Raw genomic sequence first — 20,243 nt, 5'->3', positions numbered from 1 at the left:
ATGGCATTGTTATTGCAAGTCAAATCCTATGTAGAAGAACGCCGTTCGGTTAGCCTTACGGATATTGCCAACCGGTTCAATGCCTCGCCCGAGGCTTTGCGCGGCATGCTTGATCACTGGATCCGCAAAGGTGTGATCCGTCGTCAGGATTTTGGCGACAATTGTGGTGGCTGCAAACCTTCCGGCGGCTGCGGCACATGCGCGGCGTCTGCGGTGTTTGAATTCTACGACTGGGTTGGGTGATCTCAGGCTTTGCGCATCGCGGCCTGACACCATCCGACGATCTGATCTTTGTCTGCCGGCAGCACTTCGGCCATGCCTGCAGTGAAGTCTTCAAAGGCCGCTCGTGTACTCGGTGTGACACCCACCAATACTGGCACGTCGCGTTCCAACGCGGTGGCGATGGCGTCACGGAACCCGTGACCGTCCGCTTCTTGGGGGCCGAATTTGTTCAACACAAACAATCCGGTATCCTCAGAAGCGCTCTTCTCAACCGCGGCCACAGCCTCAACAATTGCGGTCGGATTCAACCGGCACCCCTCTGACCCATCGCCCAGCGTCTGGGTGATCTTGATGGTGTCTTCTCCGGGCAGAACCTGCACACTCATGTCACAGTGATGGCTGCCTTCGGGTTGCACTTCATCCAGCACCTTGATGATGCCAGACAGCTGCGCGCCGCCTGCCATCAAAGCCGCTGCAGATTCCGAGATCAGCCGATCTGTTTCACCACGCCCCTCTGCGCTCACGATACCGATTTTCATATCTCGTCTCCTTACTTTTAAGCAGCCTTGCCAGACCAATCCGCTCCGCGTGCACCCGTCAAGAACCCGTCCGACAGGCGCATACCGCCTGAAACCCGAACCAATTCCGTTGACAGTGTATCCGCGTCGATCACGCCGTCCAACCGTTGACGATACTGCACACAGGTTTCCACGAACCCTTTGGATTGCGGCGACAATCGCAGAGACGACACCCCGGCCTCACTTAATGCCTCAACCTGATGGGCCATGCTGGCACAGCTGTCCGACAGGGTTTGCACCCCGTTCATCGACAAAAATGGTGTGCCGTCGCTGGTGTCCACCTCAAGCCCATCCGGGTCGTCCTCGCAGGCGAACAGGCAATTGTCCTTCATCCGACCATGCATGCGCGCGTGATAACAGCGCCCTGAAATGGCCAATGGAATGCGTCCGTGGCCCCAGACCTCAATCGCGATCCCGGCGTCCGTCGCGGCTTGGCACAAGGCTTCTACTGACGACAATGGCAATTCCGGGGGCAGGCAAATCCGCGTCGCACCACGTTTGGCCAGCCAGCCCAGGGTGCCTTCATTGTAGACATTGACCAGGGGTCCAACGCTGAACTTTGCGCCTTCTGGCAGATGCGCCAAGGCTGTGAGGTCATTGATTTCAACCTCAACGCCAATCTCAGCGAGTGCTGCTGTGGCTTTCAATTCGCGTTTGAGGGTGACCAAGGCCAGTGACGTCAAAACAACCTCTTTGCCTGCGGCCATCAAGGTTTCGATCGCTGGCAGGATAGCGTCCTGATAAAACGGCAGGCGTTTTGAACAGACCAATTCGCCCAGAACCACACGGGAAACCGGTGCGTTGGCCAGATCATCATAAAGCGCGCTCCAGTCTTCGGCTTTCCAGAAAAACTGATTGGGGCCGACGGTCAGCTGCATGTTTGCAAGGGTCATGCGGGTCACCTCCATGTTTTCTTATAGGCACCGGTGGTCACGGCCTGGCCTTCGGACAGGCGGGCCATCATGCCTTCGGGCAACGGGCGCCCTGCATCAACGGCCTCCACCGCCGCGCGGAAATTTTTCACCACCTGCGCCACGTAAGAGCGCGACCGTTGCCGGCCCTCGATCTTGAGAGCGGTGACACCGGCCTTGGCCAGTTGAGGGATCAACTGTTCGGCATTCAGGCTGACCGGGTCTTCAAATAAATGCCCGCTTTTGTCGCCCGCATTGAAACAGCCCTTGCAAAGGGTCGGGTAGGGGGCCGGTTCACCTTCGCCCACCGAGTGGATCGTGTATCCGCCCAATTTGGCCGACAGCGCACCGCCGTCTTCGATGTATTCCACATGACTCGCAGGAGAGCACACGCCGTTCATGTTGGGCGAAAGCCCTGTGGCATAGGACGACAACGAACACCGCCCCTCGGCCATGACACACAGGCCGCCGAACACAAAGACTTCCGTCTCGATGTCGGTTTCCTTGTTGATGGCTGTGATCTCTTGCACCGAAAGCACGCGTGGCAGGACCACACGTTTAATACCAAACTCTGCGCCATAGAAATTGATGACTTCTGCGTTTGCGGCAGCGGCCTGCACCGACAGGTGGCGTCGCAGATTGGGATGATTGTTGGCCGCATAAGCCAAGAGCCCCATATCAGCGAGGATCACAGCGTCAGCACCCGCGGTTTCGGCGTCTGAGACAGCCGCGTGCCACAGGTTTTCTGATCCGGCGCGCGGAAAAGTGTTGATGGCGATCAGAACTTTGGAACCCCGTGCGTGGGCAAAGGCGATGCCCTCGGCCATTTCTTCACGGCTAAAGTTCAGTCCGGGAAAGTTGCGGGCGTTGGTTTCATCTGCAAAGCCGCAATAAATCGTGTGCGCGCCTGCCTTAACAGCGGCGCGCAAGGCGGCGGGGGTGCCTGCAGGGCAGACGATTTCCATTACCACAAAAGATCCTCCTCGTGGCGGGTCAGTGCGACGCCAGTACGCCGTTCAGCAAGTTCAATCAGCTTGTGCAACGGGCGCGCAAAGGGCCCCGACAGGTTTTCGATTTCGGTGGCGATGTCCAGTTCGGCGTCATCCACTGCATTGCGCAACGCAAGTGCCGCCGCAGTGTCGCCTTCGATCACCAGATCACGCGAGAAAAACAACGCATCGCCGTCATAGGCTCCATGAACAAGGCCGATCAGCGCTGCCAATGGTCCGGCAATGCGAGCGTCGGCCTGAGGTGGGCTACGATACAGCGTGATTTTTGGGCGCCCTTGCATTGGCTCAAGGCACAAGGTGACAGGCAGGTCGGTCGGGTCCAGCAAAAACCGCGCATCCGCGTGCTCACCCAGACGGCGAAACATTGAGGCGTGACGGGTGGCCATATTGCGGGTCAACCGCGTCAATGCCAGCGACACAGGTGCCAGCGGCATGAACCGCAAGGCGCGTGCCAATGGCGACGGGAATCGCGGGATCGGGGCTTCTGAGAAATGATCCAATCGGGGACTCGTGTTCTAGTGGGGCGCTGTTCCTCGGGCTGTTCTAAACGCCGGTGCCTGCAATCAACTTGACCATCGTCAAGCTAGGACGGGTGTCCGTCTGCTAATTCCCCCAAGAAACCAGTTGCTGAGGCCGCTCCATGCGCGAAATGCCTGTCTTCCCCGATCTCAGGGGCTTTTTGTCGTGGTGCGAGGCGCGGGATGACTATGCGTCAATCGCAGAACCCGTGGCTTTGGAGCATGCCATGACCGCGGTGCATCGCGCCGTCTTAGAGCGCGGTGGGCCGGTGCTGCGGTTTGATCACCCTTTGTCGGGGGGGCAAAATGTTGACATGCCAGTTGTCACCAACCTGTTTGGCACCACCGAACGGGTCGCTGCGGGGCTGGGTGTCACGCTGGATCGTTTGGACGAACTAGGTGCATTCCTTGCCTCTTTGCGCGCGCCAGAACCACCTGAAGGGGCGCGTGATGCGCTGTCACGCTGGCCGATGCTCAAGGCCGCATTGGCAACCCGACCCAAGGTGATGAAACGCGCGCCCGTTCAAGCCGAGGTTTTCAAAGACGACGATGTCGATTTGGGGCGTATTCCGGTGCAAACCCATTGGCCGGATGATGCGGGGCCTCTGGTCACATGGCCGGTGGTGCTGACGCGCCCTCATGGCGGCGAAGCAAACGAAGTTAATCGTTACAATGCAGGCGTTTATCGCGCACAGGTGATCGATCGCGACAAGTTGATTATGCGTTGGTTGCAGCATCGTGGTGGGGCTGCTCATATGCGGAGCTGGCACACCAAGGGCGAAGCCATGCCTGTGGCCGTTGTTCTGGGGGCGGATCCAGCCACATTGCTGTCTGCGGCCCTGCCTTTGCCGGAAACCGTGTCGGAACTCACTTTTGCAGGTGCTCTTGCTGGCAAACGCCCCCGTGTGGTGCCTGCCAAAACCATCCCTATGATGGTGCCCGCCAACGCCGAGATTGTCATCGAAGGTTGGGTGCATCCAGATGACCTCGCTCCTGAAGGCCCCTTTGGCGATCACACCGGATACTACAACGCAGCCGAGCCCTTTCCGGTGATGCAGGTCACCGCCATTACCCATCGCAAAGACCCTTTGTATCTATCGACCTTCACTGGCCGCCCCCCGGATGAACCTGCGATTATCGGCGAAGTGTTTAACCGTTTCAGCCTGCCGGTGATCCGTGCGCAAATCCCGGAAATTCGTGATCTGTGGTTGCCGCCTGCCGCCTGTAGCTATCGCATGGCGGTGATTTCCATCGACAAACGCTATCCGGGTCAGGCACGACGGGTCATGATGGGGTTATGGGGAATGCTGCCGCAATTCAGTTATACAAAGATGATTGTGGTGGTGGACGATGACATTGATCCACGCAACTGGGATGACATTGCCTGGGCATTGGCCACCCGGATGGACCCGTCGCGTGATGTGATGACGCTTGAACGCACGCCAATGGATTATCTCGACTTTGCTTCGCCAGAACCGGGGCTTGCGGGCAAGATCGGCATTGATGCCACCAACAAAATCGGCTCGGAAACAACGCGAGATTGGGGAGACGTCATGCACACTGCCGCAAAGGATGCCAAGTTTGCCGAAGATCTACTGGCCCGTTGTTTGCCCGAGGTGATGTCATGATCGCGCGCGTGATCCTTGGGGTGGCGGGCGCCTCTGGCGCGGCGCTGGGCCTGTCGGTCGCCCGGCAGCTGTCAGAAATTGACGTCGAGATTGATCTGGTGACCAGCCCTGCGGCGGAACGCACCCTGACCGAAGAATGCGGAGCAGAGGCGCTGGCGCAACTTCAAGGTCTTGCCACCCGAGTTCAGGATTGCCGCGATATTGGTGCAGAAATCGCCTCTGGCTCTGTGCCTGTCGCGGGCATGATCGTGGCGCCTTGTTCCATGCGCAGCCTGTCGGCAATCGCCCACGGTATGGATGACAATTTGCTGACACGCGCGGCAGGTGTACAGCTCAAAGAACGTCGCCCATTGGTGCTCGTGACCCGAGAATCACCTTTGACACTCGCGCATCTTCGCAACATGACCTCTGTAACCGAAATGGGCGGGGTCATATTGCCCCCGGTGCCCGCGTTTTATCTCAAGCCGAAATCGGTCGAAGATATTGTCACCCAGATTGCCGCAAGGGCCGTTGATATGCTGCGCCTCGGAGCGCCTGTGGCCAGGGGATGGAAGCCAGAATTGGATCAGAAACTTTCTTAATATGTTCAGATAGTTGTGCCTGAAATCGGAAAATTTCCTGCTTCAACGTTGATTAAAGTCAAGTCGCTAACAGCGAATCCTCAATACACCTTTTGGCATACCGCAACTTCGGAGTCGCGTATGTCTGCCTTTCGGACATCAAATCCTGATCGCCTCAACACCGCGCTCGCGCGTGGTGCCTGTGTGCGGAAAATTTCGGGTTTGGTGGCTATCGTGTTCCTGATGCTGCAACTGCTGGCGCCGTCCCTTGCCAGTGCAGCAAAAGGGGATTGGATAGAAATCTGTTCGGAATATGGAATTGTTCTGCAACAGGTTGATCTGTCCGAAGGGGAACGCTCCCCAGGCCCACAGCATACCGACTGCGAAGATTGCACTTTTTGCGCCTTTGCGGCGCCAATGAGCCCACCCATCGGATCGGAATTCGAGCTGTCCTCGGCTTATGCCGGACAGACGACCCGGTGGGTGGAGCCCGTTGACGCACAGGCGCAGAGATATCAATGGCCCGAAAGCCGGGGACCCCCAGTCCGGACCCAACAAAAAAATGCGGAGCGCAATTCCCGCGCGTCCCAAGCGTCACCCTATCAAAAAGGAGGTGCGCTGTGGACGTAAAGCGCGCAATCTTCTCTTGGCTTAGTGCAGTAGCTTTCATTCTTGCGGCGTTTGTCGCCGATGAAGCGCATGCAGACAGCCTCGCGAGCTTTCTATCCGATTTAGAGCCTTCCGAACTGGCCCCCGGCGCAGATGCGTTTGGTCCAATTCGTGAAGACGTCAAAGTGGCCCCGGTCTTGAAGGCCGGCGAAACGATTGCCTGGGCGTTTCTGACCTCAGACTTTGTTGGCACCACCGGCTATTCGGGCAAACCAATCCATGTGGTTGCCGCGATTGATGCTGATGCGGTGCTGACCGGCGTGAAGCTGGTCAAACACTCCGAACCGATTGTTCTGATCGGTATTCCCAACTCGAAAATGGTGGCCCTGACCGAAAGCTATGCTGGTCTGGACCTGAAAATCGAAGCCGCCACCGGCGGCGAAGGGCACGACCTTGATATTATCTCGGGCGCGACCGTGACCATCATGATCATCGACGACAGCCTTGTGCGAGGTGGCATCAAAGTGTCACGTGCTTTGGGTCTTGGCGATCTCTCTCCTGTTGAACTTGGTCCCAAGCGCGAACTGGATATGGCCCAAAACAGCGTGGAAAGTTGGGAAAAACTGTCCGGTGATGGCTCGGTCCGGCGCATGACGTTGGACGTAGGGCAGGTCAATCAGGCGTTTGCCGAAACCGGCGATGAGCGCGCTATTGCGCGGCCCGCCTCTGGTGAGCCCGGTGATACATTTATCGATATGCATATGGCGCTGGTATCTGTGCCTTCTATTGGTCGTTCGCTTTTGGGCGACGCTGAATATGCCAACCTTGAAAAATGGCTGGAAACCGGCGAACACGCCATTCTGGTGCTGGGGCGCGGCGACTACAGCTTTAAAGGCTCTGGGTATGTGCGGGGCGGTATCTTTGACCGTATCCAGCTGATCCAAGGCGACAACTCGGTCCGTTTCTTTGACAAGCAACAATTGCGTCTTGGTGAAGTGGCCGCTGGCGACAGCCCGTCTTTTGTTGAACTTGACCTCTTTAAAATTCCAGCTGACGCAGAATTTGACCCAGCACAGCCGTTCCGCCTGCAACTCTTGGTGCAACGCACCGTTGGGGCTTTGGATCGTGTCTTTCTGACCTGGGATCTGGGCTATAAACTGCCCGAGTATTACCTGATGCCCAAACAGGCCGTGTCTGTGGTGGATGATGCCACTGGCGAAGCAGCCGCAAAATCGGCACTTTGGAAGCGCATCTGGAACGACAAGACCTTTGAAATCGGTGTGCTGGGCGTGATGCTCTTGGTGCTGACCGGCGTGTTCTTCTTCCAGTTTCAGGCCACCAAGAATGCCCGCGTCTTCTATTGGTTCCGCATTGGCTACCTGACAATGTCGCTGTTCTTCCTCGGCTGGTACATGAATGCGCAGCTTTCTGTTGTGAACCTGATGGCGCTGGCCGCGAGCCTGAAAAGCGGCTTCAGCTGGGATGCTTTCCTGATGGACCCTCTGGTGTTCATCCAATGGTTCGCCATTGCTGCCGCCCTGTTGTTCTGGGGCCGTGGTGCATATTGCGGCTGGCTTTGCCCCTTTGGCGCGCTGCAGGAACTCACCAACAAGATTGCGCGTGCTTTCAAAGTACCGCAATGGGAACTGCCATGGGGCCTGCATGAGCGCCTCTGGCCCCTGAAATACATGATCTTCCTTGGCCTCTTTGGCCTGTCGATGGTGTCGATCCCGCTGGCTGAAACCTATGCCGAGATCGAGCCCTTCAAAACGGCGATCATTTTGAAATTCATGCGTGACTGGCCGTTTGTGGTCTTTGCACTGGTCCTCTTGCTTGCGGGCCTGTTCATCGAACGCTTCTATTGTCGCTACCTGTGTCCGCTGGGTGCGGCGCTGGCGATCCCGGCCCGAATTCGCATGTTTGACTGGCTGCGCCGCTACAAAGAATGCGGCAGCCCGTGCCAGACCTGTGCCAATGAATGTCCGGTACAGGCCATCCACCCAACCGGGGAAATTAACCCCAACGAATGTGTCAACTGTCTGCACTGCCAGGTGCTCTATCAGTCTGATGCGAAATGTCCGGTCGTTATCCGCCAACTTAAGCGGCGCGAGAAAACCGGCTCGGCGGAGATCAAAATCCCATCCGGGACTGCGCCGAAAAATCACCCGAATGCAAAAACTACCTAAGGCTTCTTGAAGGAGGAAACCATGACAGAAGAAACGAAAAAAGGCCTGTCCATGACCCGTCGCGGCATGATGGGCGCGACAGCCACAGGGGCCGTTCTGGCGTCTGCCGGTGTTGGTTCAACCATGCTTAGTGCGCGTGCAGCACAGGCGTCAGGCAATGGTAGCCTGGAGCCAGGTGAACTGGACGAATACTATGGCTTCTGGTCTTCGGGTCAGGCGGGCGAAATGCGTGTTCTGGGCGTTCCGTCCATGCGCGAACTGATGCGTGTGCCGGTGTTCAACCGCTGCTCGGCAACTGGTTGGGGTCAAACCAACGAGTCCAAAAAGATCATGACCGAAAACCTGCTGCCAGAAACCAAAGCTATGTTGGCGGCAAACGGTAAAGACAACTACGACAACGGTGACCTTCACCACCCACACATGTCTTTCACAGACGGCACCTACGACGGTCGCTTCTTGTTCATGAACGACAAGGCTAACACCCGTGTGGCACGTGTTCGTGTTGACGTGATGAAATGCGACAAGATGATCGAGATTCCGAACGCGCATGACATCCACGGCCTGCGTCCACAGAAGTTCCCACGCACAGGCTACGTCTTTGCCAACGGTGAGCACGAAGCACCACTGGTCAACGACGGCACAATTCTGGACGATCCAAGCCAGTACGTTAACATCTTCACCGCCATTGATGGCGACGAGATGGAAGTCGCGTGGCAGGTTATGGTGTCGGGCAACCTCGACAACACAGACTGTGACTACCAAGGCAAATACGCCTTCTCGACTTCGTACAACTCGGAAATGGGTATGAACCTGGCCGAGATGACCGAAAGCGAAATGGACCACGTTGTTGTGTTCAACCTGAAAGAAATCGAAGCCGGTGTGGCTGCTGGTGACTATCAGGAACTGAACGGTGTGAAAGTTCTGGACGGCCGTAAAGGTCAGAACAAAAACTACACACGCTATATCCCGATCCCGAACTCGCCACACGGCGTGAACGCGGCTCCTGATAAAAAGCACATCATGATTGCCGGTAAACTGTCTCCAACAGTTTCTGTGATCGACGTGGAAAAAGTGGATGCACTGTTTAGCGACAATGCAGACGAGCGTTCGGCCATCGTGGCAGAGCCTCAGCTGGGTCTTGGCCCGCTTCACACTGCGTTCGACAACAAGGGCAACGCCTACACCACATTGTTCCTCGACTCACAAGTTGTGAAGTGGGACATCGCAAAAGCTATTGAAGCTTATGCCGGTAAAGACGTTGATCCGATCCTGGACAAAGTGGACGTGCACTATCAGCCCGGTCACAACTCGACCTCGATGGGGGAAACAGCAGAAGCCGATGGTAAATGGCTGATTTCGATGAACAAGTTCTCGAAAGACCGTTTCCTGAACGTTGGTCCTCTGAAACCAGAGAACGAGCAGCTGATCGACATCTCGGGTGACAAAATGAAAGTGGTCCACGATGGCCCAACTTTCGCCGAACCACACGACTCGATCATCGTTCACGCCTCGAAGGTGAACCCTTCAGAAGTTTGGGACCGTAACGACCCAATGTGGGCCGACGCACGTGCACAAGCGGAAATCGATGGCATCGATATCGATGACTATCAGGACACCGTCATTCGTGATGGCAACAAAGTCCGCGTTTGGATGTCGAGCCAGGCACCGAACTTTGCGTTGGAATCTTTCAGCGTAAAACAAGGTGATGAGGTCACTGTTTATGTCACCAACCTGGATGACATCGACGACCTGACACACGGCTTCTGTATGGCCAACTATGGCGTTGCCATGGAAATTGGTCCGCAGGCGACTGCGTCGGTAACCTTTGTTGCTGAGCGTGCTGGTGTACACTGGTTCTATTGTCAGTGGTTCTGCCACGCGCTGCACATGGAAATGCGCGGCCGTATGTTCGTTGAGCCACGGTAGGAATTGAAAACATGAAATGGTCCTTGTCACTTTTGGGAATTCTGTTTGCTGGCGCGGTTGCGGCGGCAGATTGGGACGTGCCCAACAGGGCAGGGGCCATTTCCGAAACACTGGCTCAGGCGGCGGATGGAGACACCCTTCGCCTGAGCCCCGGCACCTACGCCGAAAACGTTGTTCTTGACCGTCCGATGACTTTGGATGGTCAGGGTCACGCGACGATTGACGGTCAGGAATCCGGCAGCGTTATTACTGTGACCGGCCCCGATGTGACCGTGATGGGATTGACCGTGATTGGCTCAGGCTCGTCTCATGACACCATCGACAGCGGCATCCAGCTGACCAAGACGGCGACTGCGCCGCAAATTCTGAACAATGTGGTTCTGGGCAACCTCTATGGCATCGACATCCACGGCGCGCGCGACGCGCTGGTGTCTGGTAACCGTATCGAAGGCCGCCTTGACCGCCACGTAAACCGCCGTGGCAACGGCGTCTACGTCTGGAACGCACCCGGCGCGATTGTGGAAAACAACGACATCCGCTTTGGCCGCGATGGAATCTTTGTGAACTCCAGCCGTGAAAACACTTTCCGTGACAACCTGTTTCGCGAGTTGCGCTTTGCGGTGCACTACATGTACGCCGACGACAGCGAAGTGTCTGGCAACGTGTCGATCGGCAATGACCTTGGCTATGCGGTGATGTTTTCCACCAATGTGCGCGTGGTCGACAACGTCTCGATCAATGACCGCGAACATGGCATTGCGCTGAATTACACCAATAAGGGCGAGATCAGCGGCAACTATGTGCGTTCCGCCAAAGAGAAATGCTCGTTTCTGTATAACTCCCACAAGAACCTGTTTGAAAACAACTGGTTCGAAGGATGCAGCATTGGCATCCACTTCACTGCGGGCAGTAAGAATAACAAAATCCTCGGCAATGCCTTTATCGGCAATCGCACGCAGGTGAAATTTGTCTCCTCCAACTGGCATGAATGGTCCGAAGGTGGCCGTGGTAACTATTGGAGCGACAACGCCGCTTATGACGTAAATGGTGATGGGATTGCAGATGCGCCCTATCGCCCGAATGACAGCATGGATCACGTGCTGTGGACTCAGCCTTCGGCAAAACTATTGCTCGGTTCACCCGCCGTGCAGCTGGTGCGCTGGTCCCAATCTGCCTTTCCGGCCTTGTTGCCGGGTGGCGTGATCGACAGTCACCCCCTGATGAAGCCCACCAAACCAAAGGTGAGCGAGAAGGTTCCCCATGACGGATAATATCCTCAAAATCGAAGGCCTGTGTAAGGACCGCGGCAAGACCCGCGTTCTGCACGACGTCTCGCTGACCGTTTCCCCGGGCGAGCGCGTAGCACTGCTGGGCCACAACGGGGCTGGAAAATCCACACTGATCAAGGCCGTGCTTGGCCTGATCCCAATAGAAGGCGGTAGCATTTCCGTGGCCAGTCACAGGCCCGGCAAGGGCGCTGCCCGTTCGGCCACAGCGTTTCTGCCCGAAGCCGTCAGCTTTCACCCGGCCCTGACTGGCCGAGAACAGCTCAGCCTTTTTGCCCGCCTGTCCGGCGAACGCGCCGACGTGCCGGGATTACTGGAACGCGTCGGTCTTGCCGATGCTTTAGATCGCCGTATTGGCACTTATTCCAAGGGTATGCGCCAACGTCTTGGATTGGCTCAGGTTTTGCTCGGGCACCCGAAAGTGGCGCTGCTTGATGAACCGACCAGTGGTCTTGACCCAATCTCACGACAGGATCTGTACGCGATTATCGACGAACTGGCAGCCGGCGGTTGCGCCGTGCTGATCGCCAGTCACGCACTCACGGAAGTCGAAGCGCGTACAGATCGCATTGCCATCATGTCCAAAGGCCATCTGGTGGCCAATGACACGCTGACAGGCCTGAGCGCCAAGGCTGGCCTGAAAACCCGCCTGCGTGTACGTGCGGCGCAAGACGCTGACGCCATTGCCGCCCAGATCGGTGGATCGCGCATTAATGGCGCTTCGGTGGAAATCCTATGCACGCCGGATCAAAAAATGATCGAACTACGTCGCATCGCGGCGATGGGCGATGCAGTGGCTGATGTCGACATCACACCGCCTCGCCTTGAAGACCTCTATCGCCATTACGCGCGGGAGGAGCTGAAATGATCCGTTTCCTCGCAATCGCACGCGCCGAAATGCGCATCCTGCAACGCAACCGCTGGCTGTTGATGGCCACTGTCATCATGGTGCTGTTCGCCCTTGCCCTGACCTTCGCAGGCAGCGCCCCCACCGGATCGCTCGGTGTCGATATGCTGACGGTTTCTGTGGCTTCCATGACCACGCTGTCCGTCTATCTCGCGCCCCTCCTGGCGTTGATGATCTCTTTTGACGCCGTGGCCGGGGAAACCGACCGGGGCAGCCTTGGCCTTCTCTTGTCGTACCCTGCAGGGCGCGGTGAGGTCCTGTTGGGCAAATTCGCCGCCCATCTGGCGGCTTTGGCCTTTGCCATGCTGATCGGATTTGGCTCGGCTGGGGCAGTTGCCGCATGGTTTGGCGGCGCAGGCGCTGAGAGCCTGATCGCCCTTGGTCGCCTGATTGCCACCTCGATCATTCTTGGCGCGGTTTTCCTGACGCTGGGCTATCTTGTGTCCTCACTGGCCAGCAGCGCCACCGCCGCCGCCGGGATGAGCGCAGGTCTCTGGCTGATCTTTGTGGTGCTTTACGATCTGGGCCTGCTTGGCGCTGTGGTTGTTGACGAAGGCGGCGTGTTTACCCGCCAGATTTTCCCATGGGTCATGGTGGCCAATCCGGCTGATGCCTTCCGTCTGTGGAATGTCGCTGCCTCGGATGGTGTTGCACTGACCAGCGGTATGACCGGCGTGGCACAGGCATTGCCTGCATGGGCCGCACCGTTGTCACTTCTGCTCTGGCCGTTCCTTGGGTTCGCCGCCGCGCGCGCAGCCTTCCGGAGGGTCGAGCCATGAGACCGCTCCTGATCGTCGCCTTGGCGTTCGGTCTGGCCGCCTGCAAAGAAGACAGCGCCAAGGCGCCACCACCTCCGGTGGAGCTGACAGAAAGCGCGCTCAGCTTTTTCTGCCAGATGGACATTGCCGATCACGGTGGCCCTAAGGGTCAAATTCATCTTGAAGGCTTTCCGCAACCTTTGTTTTTTGCCCAAGTGCGTGATCTGGTGGCCTATCTCAAAAGCCCCGAGCGTGACGCCCGGATAACCGCCGTCTACGTCAGCGATATGGGGGTGGCCGAAACATGGGAACTGCCGGGCAAATCCAACTGGATCATTGCCGATGCTGCCTTGTTCGTCGTCGGGGCTCCGGTGGCCGGTGGCATGGGCGCGCCTGAAATCGTGCCCTTTGCCAAAGCGGCGGATGCCGACGGGTTTATCGCACAATACGGTGGGCAATCGATGCCCCTACAAGACATTCCGGACGAGGCCGCGCTGGGCGCTGTCGACTTCGCGCAGAAACTGGAGACACCTTCATGAGTGACCTGAGCCGCCGCCGTTTTCTGACCATCGCCGCCGCAAGCGCTGCGCTGCCAGCCATGGCTGCAACACCAACTGTTGCCCATTGGAACGGTCGCGCCATGGGGGCACGTGTCTCCATGAAGCTGGCCGGAATTGATGCCACTACGGCGGCACAGATCTTTACTGCGGTCGAGCAGGAACTCATGCGTCTCGAAGGCATTTTCAGCCTTTATCGTACCGATTCCGAGGTGACCCGACTGAACCTCAATGGTGCTCTGCGCAACCCGTCACACGAACTGTTGCAAGTGTTGAGCCTCTGCGATCGCCTGAACCGCGCCAGCAACGGTGCCTTTGACCCCACAATTCAGCCGCTATGGCTTGCGGTTGCCCAAGGTCACAGTGCCGCCGCCATCGAACAGGCGCGCGCACTTGTTGACTGGACTGCGCTGCGGTTCGATGCCTCTGAGGTTCGCTTTGACGGGGCAGGGCGTGGGCTCACTCTTAATGGCGTGGCGCAAGGGTTTGTGACTGACAAAATCGCATCACTGCTCAAGTCACATGGCCTGCGCGACGTGCTGGTCGATATGGGCGAAATTGCCGCTTTGGGCCACGATACGGATGGCAGCAATTGGTCCGCTGGAGTTGAGGATACCGATGGAACGGTTGTTCACCGTCTTGAGCTGAGTGATCGCGCCTTGGCCACCTCGGCGCCAATGGGCACACGCATCGGCGCAGATTCCGGCCAAGGACACATCTTTGCGGCCTCGCCAACGCAGGCGCCACTGCGGCGCGTCGTGTCGGTTTCCGCTTCAAACGCTGCTTTGGCGGACGGGCTTTCGACGACCTTGTGTATGTTTGCGATGGAAGACGCGCGGATCATGATTGAGAGCTTCCCTGGCGCACAACTGGAATTCTCTGCCTAGCTTTCACAGGCTAAAGTCTCATTGAAAAGGGTCGCCAAATATTGGCGACCCTTTTCGCGTTGTGACTGCGTGAATTTTTCAGGACTTAATTTGATCCAATTATTCAATCGATTAGCGGCACACCCCAACGCGAATTGCACGTGCAACGGTCCGGGATTGACAGAATCGTCAGTTCCACTCTAGCTTTGACTGGTCAATCAGTCAGTTTTGAGTTTTCTCATGGCACCCGCAAAATCAACCCGCGTAGAAAAACCCGGCGAAAGCCGGTTTGATGCCATTCTGGATGCGGCGGAAAAGATTTTTGCGACCTCAGGCTATGATGGGGCTTCGATGCGAGAAATCTCGGTGCAGGCCGGTGTGGCTCAAGGATTAATCCACTATCATTTCAAAAACAAAGCGCAGCTTTTTGAATCCATGGTCGCCCGTCGCAGTAGTCAGATCAATGATGCTCGCGCGATTGCTGTCGACGTTTTGCTGGCCCGCGATGTCGAAACCAAACTCGAAGAACTGGTCGAGTCATTGTTCCGCCCGGCGCTCGAAGTGGGTCGTGATGCCGAGAGCGATTCAGGGCCTTATGCCCGCATTCTGGCGTCGGTGGCCAATTCGGCAGATGGACGGGATCAGGCTTTGGCAGCAAAATACTATGACCCGATTGCGCATACCTACATTGACGCCCTGCAAAAAGTGCAACCCAACCTCAGCCATGCGGATGCCGTCTGGGCTTATATGTTCGCGATCGGGGTTGGGGTTTCGATGATGGCCCAGACCGGACGGACCAATCGTTTGTCTGACGGCGCCTGTGATGACGGAAATATCGAAGCGATTCTGGGGCGGATTGTGCCCTTTGTCTGCGGAGGAATACGTGCGCTGACCTGAGGAGGGGGCGTGCATCAATTCAAACATTTGGGAGGAAAAGATGAAGCATATTTTTAAAAAGGGTCTGATGGTGGCTGCGGTCGCTACGGCAGGTCTCACGGCTGCGCCAATGGCGTTTGCCGAGACGATGAATGTCACTGTGGTTGCAGGGCACCCGCCGGTTTTTCGCTGGGTCAAACACACCAGCCAGACCTTCATTCCGGCGGTGAATGCCGCCCTTGAAGGAACAGGTCACACGATCAACTGGTCCGAACAATATGGCGGGTCGCTGGCCAAAGTGGGCGAGGAACTGGAAGCTGTCGAAGAAGGTTTGGCCGAAATTGGTCTGGTGTCCTCTCTGTTCGATCCAGCCAAGCTGGCCCCACAAAACGTGACCTATTTCACGCCGTTCGTCGTCTCGGATTCGACATTGGTTGGCGAATGGATGGACAAACTGCAGGCCAGCAATGCGGATATGCAGGCGGCCTGGGATGCGAACGGGTTGGTCTATCTGGGCGGTGCCATCGGCATTGATGACTACTTGCTGATGACAAATTTCCCGATCACCTCGATTGCGGACCTTGACGGTCATAAAATTGGCGCTCCGGGTCCTGCGGTCAACTGGCTGAAAGGCACAGGCGCGGTTGGCGTGTCGGGCAATCTCACCACCTACTACAACGAGATCAAGACCGGCGTGTATGACGGTGTGATCGTCTTTGCCAGCGCGGCACTGCCCGGCAAATTGCACGAGGTGGCCCCTTACATCACCAAGGTTGGCTTTGGCGCGCAGTATGCGGGCGGAATTGCAGTGAATAAGGACTGGTTTGAAGGCCTTGATCCTGTGGTTCAGCAGGCCTTGCGCGACGCAGCAGAAGCCGACCGGGTCGCCTATCATGCTGATCTGGACGCCTCTGTGACCAAGTTCCTGGGCATCATGGAATCGCAAGGCGCGACCGTGACCGAAGTCGATGACGCATTCCGCAAGGAATGGGCCGACGGCATGGACAACGTTGCCAAGCTTTGGGTTGAAAAACTGAATGCGGCGGGCGTCGACGGCAATGCCGTTCTGGTGGACTACATGGACACCATGCGCGCGGCCGGTGCCACACCGGTGCGTGACTGGGACAAAGAGTAAACCCTCCACGTCCTAAGTAAGAACTGCGTCTGCCGAACCTCTTTGGCGGGCGCAACCTCCCCCTTTTCACCACCCTTTTCCTGAACTGGAACGGTTATGACTGACTTGTCGCCCGAATTGCGCCCGGATGAGGCCGGCCCGGCGTGGTTTCGTCAGCTGCGCCGTGGTGTGGACGGCGTGACCGTGGCCCTGAACGTCGCGGGCACGCTGTTGATTTTTCTGGTGATGTTGCTGGTGAACTTCGATGTCATCGGCCGAAACTTCTTTGCCAGCCCGATCTCCGGGGTGCCGGAAATGGTGTCGATGTCGATTGTCGCCATCGTGTTTTTACAGATTGCCCAGACGTTTCGCAAAGGCCGCCTGACGCGAACCGAGGCCGTTCTGGGCTATCTCGAACGTCGCGCGCCGCGCTTGCGCGTGCTTCTGGACCTGATTTTTGCCGCCGCTTCTGCGCTGTTGATCTGGCAGTTGTTTGCAGCCTCGTTGCCGTTGTTCAACAAGGCCTGGGTGCGGGGCACCTTTGAGGGCACAGTGGGTGATTTCACCGCACCGGTCTGGCCAGTTAAGCTCATCATCCTGATCGGTTGCGCGGCCCTGTTGGTACAATTGGTCCTGTTCGCGGCCTCAGCCCTGTTTCGGCTGATCGAAGGCAAAGGACCCGAGTCATGAGCCCCTTTGAGATTGGCATGATGTCCTTTGGCGCGATGATCGTCATGGTGTATATCGGCATCTGGGTGCCGTTTGCACTGATGTCATCGTCCTTCGTTGGTGTTTGGATGATCAAAGGTTCGCCTGTTCTGGCAGGTAAGCTGCTGGCGCTCGCGGCCAGCAAAACCATCGCCAGCTACTTCTTTGGCGTGGTGCCGCTGTTTGTCTTGATGGGCTACATCGTTTCGGTGTCCGGCATGGGGCGGGATGCCTTTGACGTAGCCAACCACATGTTCCGAAGGTTGAAAGGTGGCCTTGGTATCGGCACCGTTGGGGCCAACGCCATTTTCGCAGCAATCACTGGAATATCAATCGCTTCTGCCGCTGTCTTTACGCGTATCGCCGTGCCTGAAATGATGCGCCACGGATACTCTGCCCGGTTCTCGGTCGGAGTTGTCGCCGGGTCTTCGGTGCTGGGCATGCTGATCCCACCTTCCCTTTTGCTAATCCTTTACGGACTGCTCACGGAACAATCGGTGGGGGACCTTTTCATAGCAGGCGTCTTGCCGGGCATCACATTGGCGGTGCTGTTCGGCGGAGGGATTTGGCTCACCGCGCACCTCAGACCCGGCGCATTAGGGTCGGCAATTGATGTCGACACCACACCACCACTCACCACCCGCGAAGTCGCGCAAAAAGGCGTACCTCTGGGTCTGTTGATTGGTCTGGTGCTGGGCGGTCTATATGCAGGGTTCTTCACCCCGATCGAGGCCGGGGCGGTGGGCTGCCTTGGGGCGATCCTTATTGGTTTGGCCAGACGCACGCTGTCGCTCAGGGACTTCTGGGAGGTGTTGAATGACACCGGGCTGGTCACCGCGTCGATCTGCTTCCTGATTATATCGGCGCAGATGTATTCGCGCATGCTGGCGCTTTCTGGCGTGCCTGCTGAATTTGGCGCTTTTGTTGCGGGGGCTGACATCGGCTACTGGGGTGTGATCCTCGCCTACATCGGCCTCGTTATCGTGATGGGCACCATATTGGACAGCTCATCCATCATGCTGATCCTCGTGCCCCTGATGCTGCCGGTGCTGGCCACCATGCAGGTCGATTTGATCTGGTTCGGCATTATCACCATCATTTCGGTTGAGATTGGCCTGTTGACCCCGCCCTTTGGCATCTCTGTTTTTGTCATCAAATCCGCACTGGATAACCCCGACATTACGCTGGGGGACATCTTTCGCGGTGCAGCCCCTTTTGCGCTCTTGATGCTTCTTCTGCTGGCCCTTGTGCTGGTGTTTCCACAACTTACAACCGCCCTTATTTGAAAAAAGGAGCCTTCCATGCCCAGACGTTTTGTTGATCTTTCGGTCCCATTGGAAGCTGGCATCGTCAGTGATCCGCCGATCATGCTGCCCGAGATCGAATACATGTCCCACGCACAAACCGCCGAACAGGTGATGTCGTTCTTTCCCGGCCTCAAGAAAGACGACCTGCCCGGTGGTGAAGGCTGGGCGGTTGAGCGACTGACCATTGCCACCCACAACGGCACCCATCTGGACGCGCCCTATCACCACCATTCCACGATGAGCAACGGTGAGAGGGCAATCACCATTGATGAGGTGCCGCTGGAGTGGTGCATGAACCCCGGCGTCAAACTGGATTTCCGCCACTTTGACGATGGGTACATCGTCACCGCCGCCGATGTTGAGGCTGAACTCAAGCGCATCAATCACGACCTGCAACCGCTTGATATTGTTGTCGTGAACACCTCCGCTGGCGCGCGATACGGCGCGCCTGACTATCTCATCAAAGGCTGCGGCATGGGACGCGAGGCGACCATGTATCTGTTGGAACGCGGCGTACGGGTCACTGGCACAGATGCATGGAGCTGGGATGCGCCTTTTGCGCTAACCGCGCAAGCCTATGCCAAATCCGGCGATGCGGCGATCATCTGGGAAGGCCACCGCGCCTCGATGGAGATCGGCTATTGCCACATGGAAAAACTGACCGCGCTGGAAACACTCCCCGCCACTGGTTTTGAGATTTCCTGCTTCCCCTACAAAATCAAGGCGGCCAGCGCCGGGTTCACCCGCGCCGTCGCCATATTTGAGGACTAATCTGATGCAAAAGACCATCGTCACCTGCGCCATCACCGGCGCCATCCACACGCCGACCATGTCAGACGCCCTGCCGTGGAATCCGGATATGATTGCGACGCAGGCCATTGAGGCCGCACATGCCGGGGCCACTATTCTACACCTGCACGGGCGCAATCCCGAAAACGGCATGCCCTCGATCAACCCGGCACATTTCGAAGACATGCTGGCCCGAATCCGCGCCGAGACGGATGCGATTGTGAATATCTCGACCGGCGGCAGCATCACCATGGGCATTGACGAACGTCTGGCGCCCGCAACCACCTTTTCGCCCGAGATGTGCTCGATGAACATGGGATCCCTGAACTTTTCGATCCACCCTCTGGCGAACCGTTACGACACATGGAAATTCGACTGGGAAGAAGCCTATATTCGCGCCACCGAAGGCGGCATTTTCCGCAATACCTTTGCCGACATCAAACTGGTGGCCGAAAAAATGGGCGGCGCGGCGCATAATGCCAAATTCGAACATGAATGTTATGATGTCGGACACCTGCACAACCTCGCGTTCTGCCTAAAGCAAGGCATGTTCCAGGCCCCGATCTTTCTGCAATTCGTCATGGGCATTCTGGGTGGAATTCCGGCAGAAGAGGCGCACCTGAAGCACATGAAAGAGACAGCTGACCGCCTGTTTGGCGACAGCTATCAGTGGTCGGTGATTGGGGCAGGGGCCGCCCAGATGCCAATGGCCGCAACCGCCGCCAGCATGGGCGGGCACGTGCGTGTGGGCCTTGAGGATTCATTGTTTATCGAACGCGGCGTTCTGGCCAAATCCAACGCCCAACAGGTCGAGAAAATCGTCAGCATCCTGCGCGATCAGGGCAATGAGGTGGCCACGCCTGACGAGGCACGAAAAATTCTGGGCCTCAAGGGGGCTGACAAGGTGTCATTCTAAAGCGCGGCCTC

At 57.3% G+C, this 20,243-nt stretch carries 21 protein-coding genes; 17 read left to right on the top strand and 4 right to left on the bottom strand.

The features are described 5' to 3' along the window. On the top strand, positions 1-243 hold the full coding sequence (locus BUC32_RS11705) for a FeoC-like transcriptional regulator (protein WP_245815174.1): 243 nt from the start codon (positions 1-3) through the stop codon (positions 241-243). Between the two features lie 2 nt (positions 244-245). Here the strand turns inward: BUC32_RS11705 and BUC32_RS11700 are convergent, their stop codons facing one another. From BUC32_RS11700 to ubiT, 4 genes are read right to left on the bottom strand one after another with little or no spacing between them, the layout of a single operon-like run. Continuing rightward, positions 246-761, bottom strand: coding sequence for a DUF2478 domain-containing protein (locus tag BUC32_RS11700; protein WP_073252788.1), 516 nt, complete (start codon positions 759-761; stop codon positions 246-248). A 17-nt stretch (positions 762-778) separates the two neighbouring features. Beyond that, on the bottom strand, positions 779-1,678 hold the full coding sequence (gene ubiV, locus BUC32_RS11695; RefSeq protein ID WP_073252884.1) for a ubiquinone anaerobic biosynthesis protein UbiV: 900 nt from the start codon (positions 1,676-1,678) through the stop codon (positions 779-781). Between the two features lie 20 nt (positions 1,679-1,698). Then, positions 1,699-2,676, bottom strand: a complete 978-nt coding sequence (gene ubiU, locus BUC32_RS11690) for a ubiquinone anaerobic biosynthesis protein UbiU (protein ID WP_073252786.1) — start codon at positions 2,674-2,676, stop codon at positions 1,699-1,701. Next, positions 2,676-3,221, bottom strand: coding sequence for a ubiquinone anaerobic biosynthesis accessory factor UbiT (gene ubiT / locus BUC32_RS11685; protein ID WP_322788019.1), 546 nt, complete (start codon positions 3,219-3,221; stop codon positions 2,676-2,678). Before ubiT ends, ubiU begins: the two co-directional genes overlap by 1 nt. 140 nt (positions 3,222-3,361) lie before the next feature. Here ubiT and BUC32_RS11680 point away from each other — a divergent pair, with 140 nt between their 5' ends. From BUC32_RS11680 to BUC32_RS11605, 16 genes are all read left to right on the top strand, one after another. Next, complete coding sequence (locus BUC32_RS11680) at positions 3,362-4,867, top strand: UbiD family decarboxylase (RefSeq protein WP_073252782.1); 1,506 nt, start codon at positions 3,362-3,364, stop codon at positions 4,865-4,867. Further along, positions 4,864-5,448 carry a UbiX family flavin prenyltransferase gene (locus BUC32_RS11675; RefSeq protein WP_073252780.1) on the top strand — a complete coding sequence of 195 codons (585 nt, stop codon included), beginning with the start codon at positions 4,864-4,866 and terminating at the stop codon, positions 5,446-5,448. The genes BUC32_RS11680 and BUC32_RS11675 overlap by 4 nt, the downstream gene beginning before the upstream one ends. Positions 5,449-5,463: 15 nt before the next feature. Continuing rightward, a complete protein-coding gene (locus BUC32_RS11670) occupies positions 5,464-6,057 on the top strand; it encodes a DUF2946 family protein (protein ID WP_139280711.1) in 594 nt (197 codons plus the stop codon). Beyond that, on the top strand, positions 6,048-8,222 hold the full coding sequence (locus tag BUC32_RS11665) for a NosR/NirI family protein (protein WP_073252776.1): 2,175 nt from the start codon (positions 6,048-6,050) through the stop codon (positions 8,220-8,222). The genes BUC32_RS11670 and BUC32_RS11665 overlap by 10 nt, the downstream gene beginning before the upstream one ends. Positions 8,223-8,243: 21 nt before the next feature. Beyond that, positions 8,244-10,148: a TAT-dependent nitrous-oxide reductase gene (gene nosZ, locus BUC32_RS11660; RefSeq protein WP_073252774.1), complete on the top strand. Its 1,905-nt coding sequence runs from the start codon at positions 8,244-8,246 to the stop codon at positions 10,146-10,148. A gap of 11 nt (positions 10,149-10,159) precedes the next feature. Then, entirely contained in the window at positions 10,160-11,419 is a 1,260-nt protein-coding gene (locus BUC32_RS11655; RefSeq protein ID WP_073252772.1) for a nitrous oxide reductase family maturation protein NosD, read from the top strand. Then, on the top strand, positions 11,409-12,302 hold the full coding sequence (locus BUC32_RS11650; RefSeq protein ID WP_073252771.1) for an ABC transporter ATP-binding protein: 894 nt from the start codon (positions 11,409-11,411) through the stop codon (positions 12,300-12,302). The genes BUC32_RS11655 and BUC32_RS11650 overlap by 11 nt, the downstream gene beginning before the upstream one ends. Then, a complete protein-coding gene (locus BUC32_RS11645; protein ID WP_073252769.1) occupies positions 12,299-13,120 on the top strand; it encodes an ABC transporter permease in 822 nt (273 codons plus the stop codon). The genes BUC32_RS11650 and BUC32_RS11645 overlap by 4 nt, the downstream gene beginning before the upstream one ends. Then, entirely contained in the window at positions 13,117-13,638 is a 522-nt protein-coding gene (locus BUC32_RS11640; protein WP_073252767.1) for a nitrous oxide reductase accessory protein NosL, read from the top strand. Before BUC32_RS11645 ends, BUC32_RS11640 begins: the two co-directional genes overlap by 4 nt. Beyond that, positions 13,635-14,543 carry an FAD:protein FMN transferase gene (locus BUC32_RS11635; protein WP_073252765.1) on the top strand — a complete coding sequence of 303 codons (909 nt, stop codon included), beginning with the start codon at positions 13,635-13,637 and terminating at the stop codon, positions 14,541-14,543. Before BUC32_RS11640 ends, BUC32_RS11635 begins: the two co-directional genes overlap by 4 nt. A gap of 219 nt (positions 14,544-14,762) precedes the next feature. Then, a complete protein-coding gene (locus BUC32_RS11630; protein WP_083599315.1) occupies positions 14,763-15,419 on the top strand; it encodes a TetR/AcrR family transcriptional regulator in 657 nt (218 codons plus the stop codon). A 40-nt stretch (positions 15,420-15,459) separates the two neighbouring features. Then, positions 15,460-16,533 (top strand): C4-dicarboxylate TRAP transporter substrate-binding protein, encoded by a 1,074-nt coding sequence (locus BUC32_RS11625; protein ID WP_083599314.1) that lies wholly within the window; start codon positions 15,460-15,462, stop codon positions 16,531-16,533. Between the two features lie 96 nt (positions 16,534-16,629). Next, entirely contained in the window at positions 16,630-17,202 is a 573-nt protein-coding gene (locus BUC32_RS11620) for a TRAP transporter small permease subunit (protein WP_083599313.1), read from the top strand. Next, positions 17,199-18,506, top strand: a complete 1,308-nt coding sequence (locus BUC32_RS11615) for a TRAP transporter large permease (protein ID WP_073252763.1) — start codon at positions 17,199-17,201, stop codon at positions 18,504-18,506. Before BUC32_RS11620 ends, BUC32_RS11615 begins: the two co-directional genes overlap by 4 nt. A gap of 15 nt (positions 18,507-18,521) precedes the next feature. Then, on the top strand, positions 18,522-19,298 hold the full coding sequence (locus BUC32_RS11610; RefSeq protein WP_073252761.1) for a cyclase family protein: 777 nt from the start codon (positions 18,522-18,524) through the stop codon (positions 19,296-19,298). A gap of 4 nt (positions 19,299-19,302) precedes the next feature. Beyond that, a complete protein-coding gene (locus tag BUC32_RS11605) occupies positions 19,303-20,232 on the top strand; it encodes a BKACE family enzyme (protein ID WP_175556929.1) in 930 nt (309 codons plus the stop codon). Positions 20,233-20,243 lie beyond the last annotated feature (11 nt).

Origin of the sequence: Shimia gijangensis, from assembly GCF_900142085.1 — a bacterium.
Taxonomy (GTDB): domain Bacteria; phylum Pseudomonadota; class Alphaproteobacteria; order Rhodobacterales; family Rhodobacteraceae; genus Shimia; species Shimia gijangensis.
Note: the sequence above shows the minus strand (reverse complement) of the source record. Positions and strands in the feature narration are given on the sequence as shown.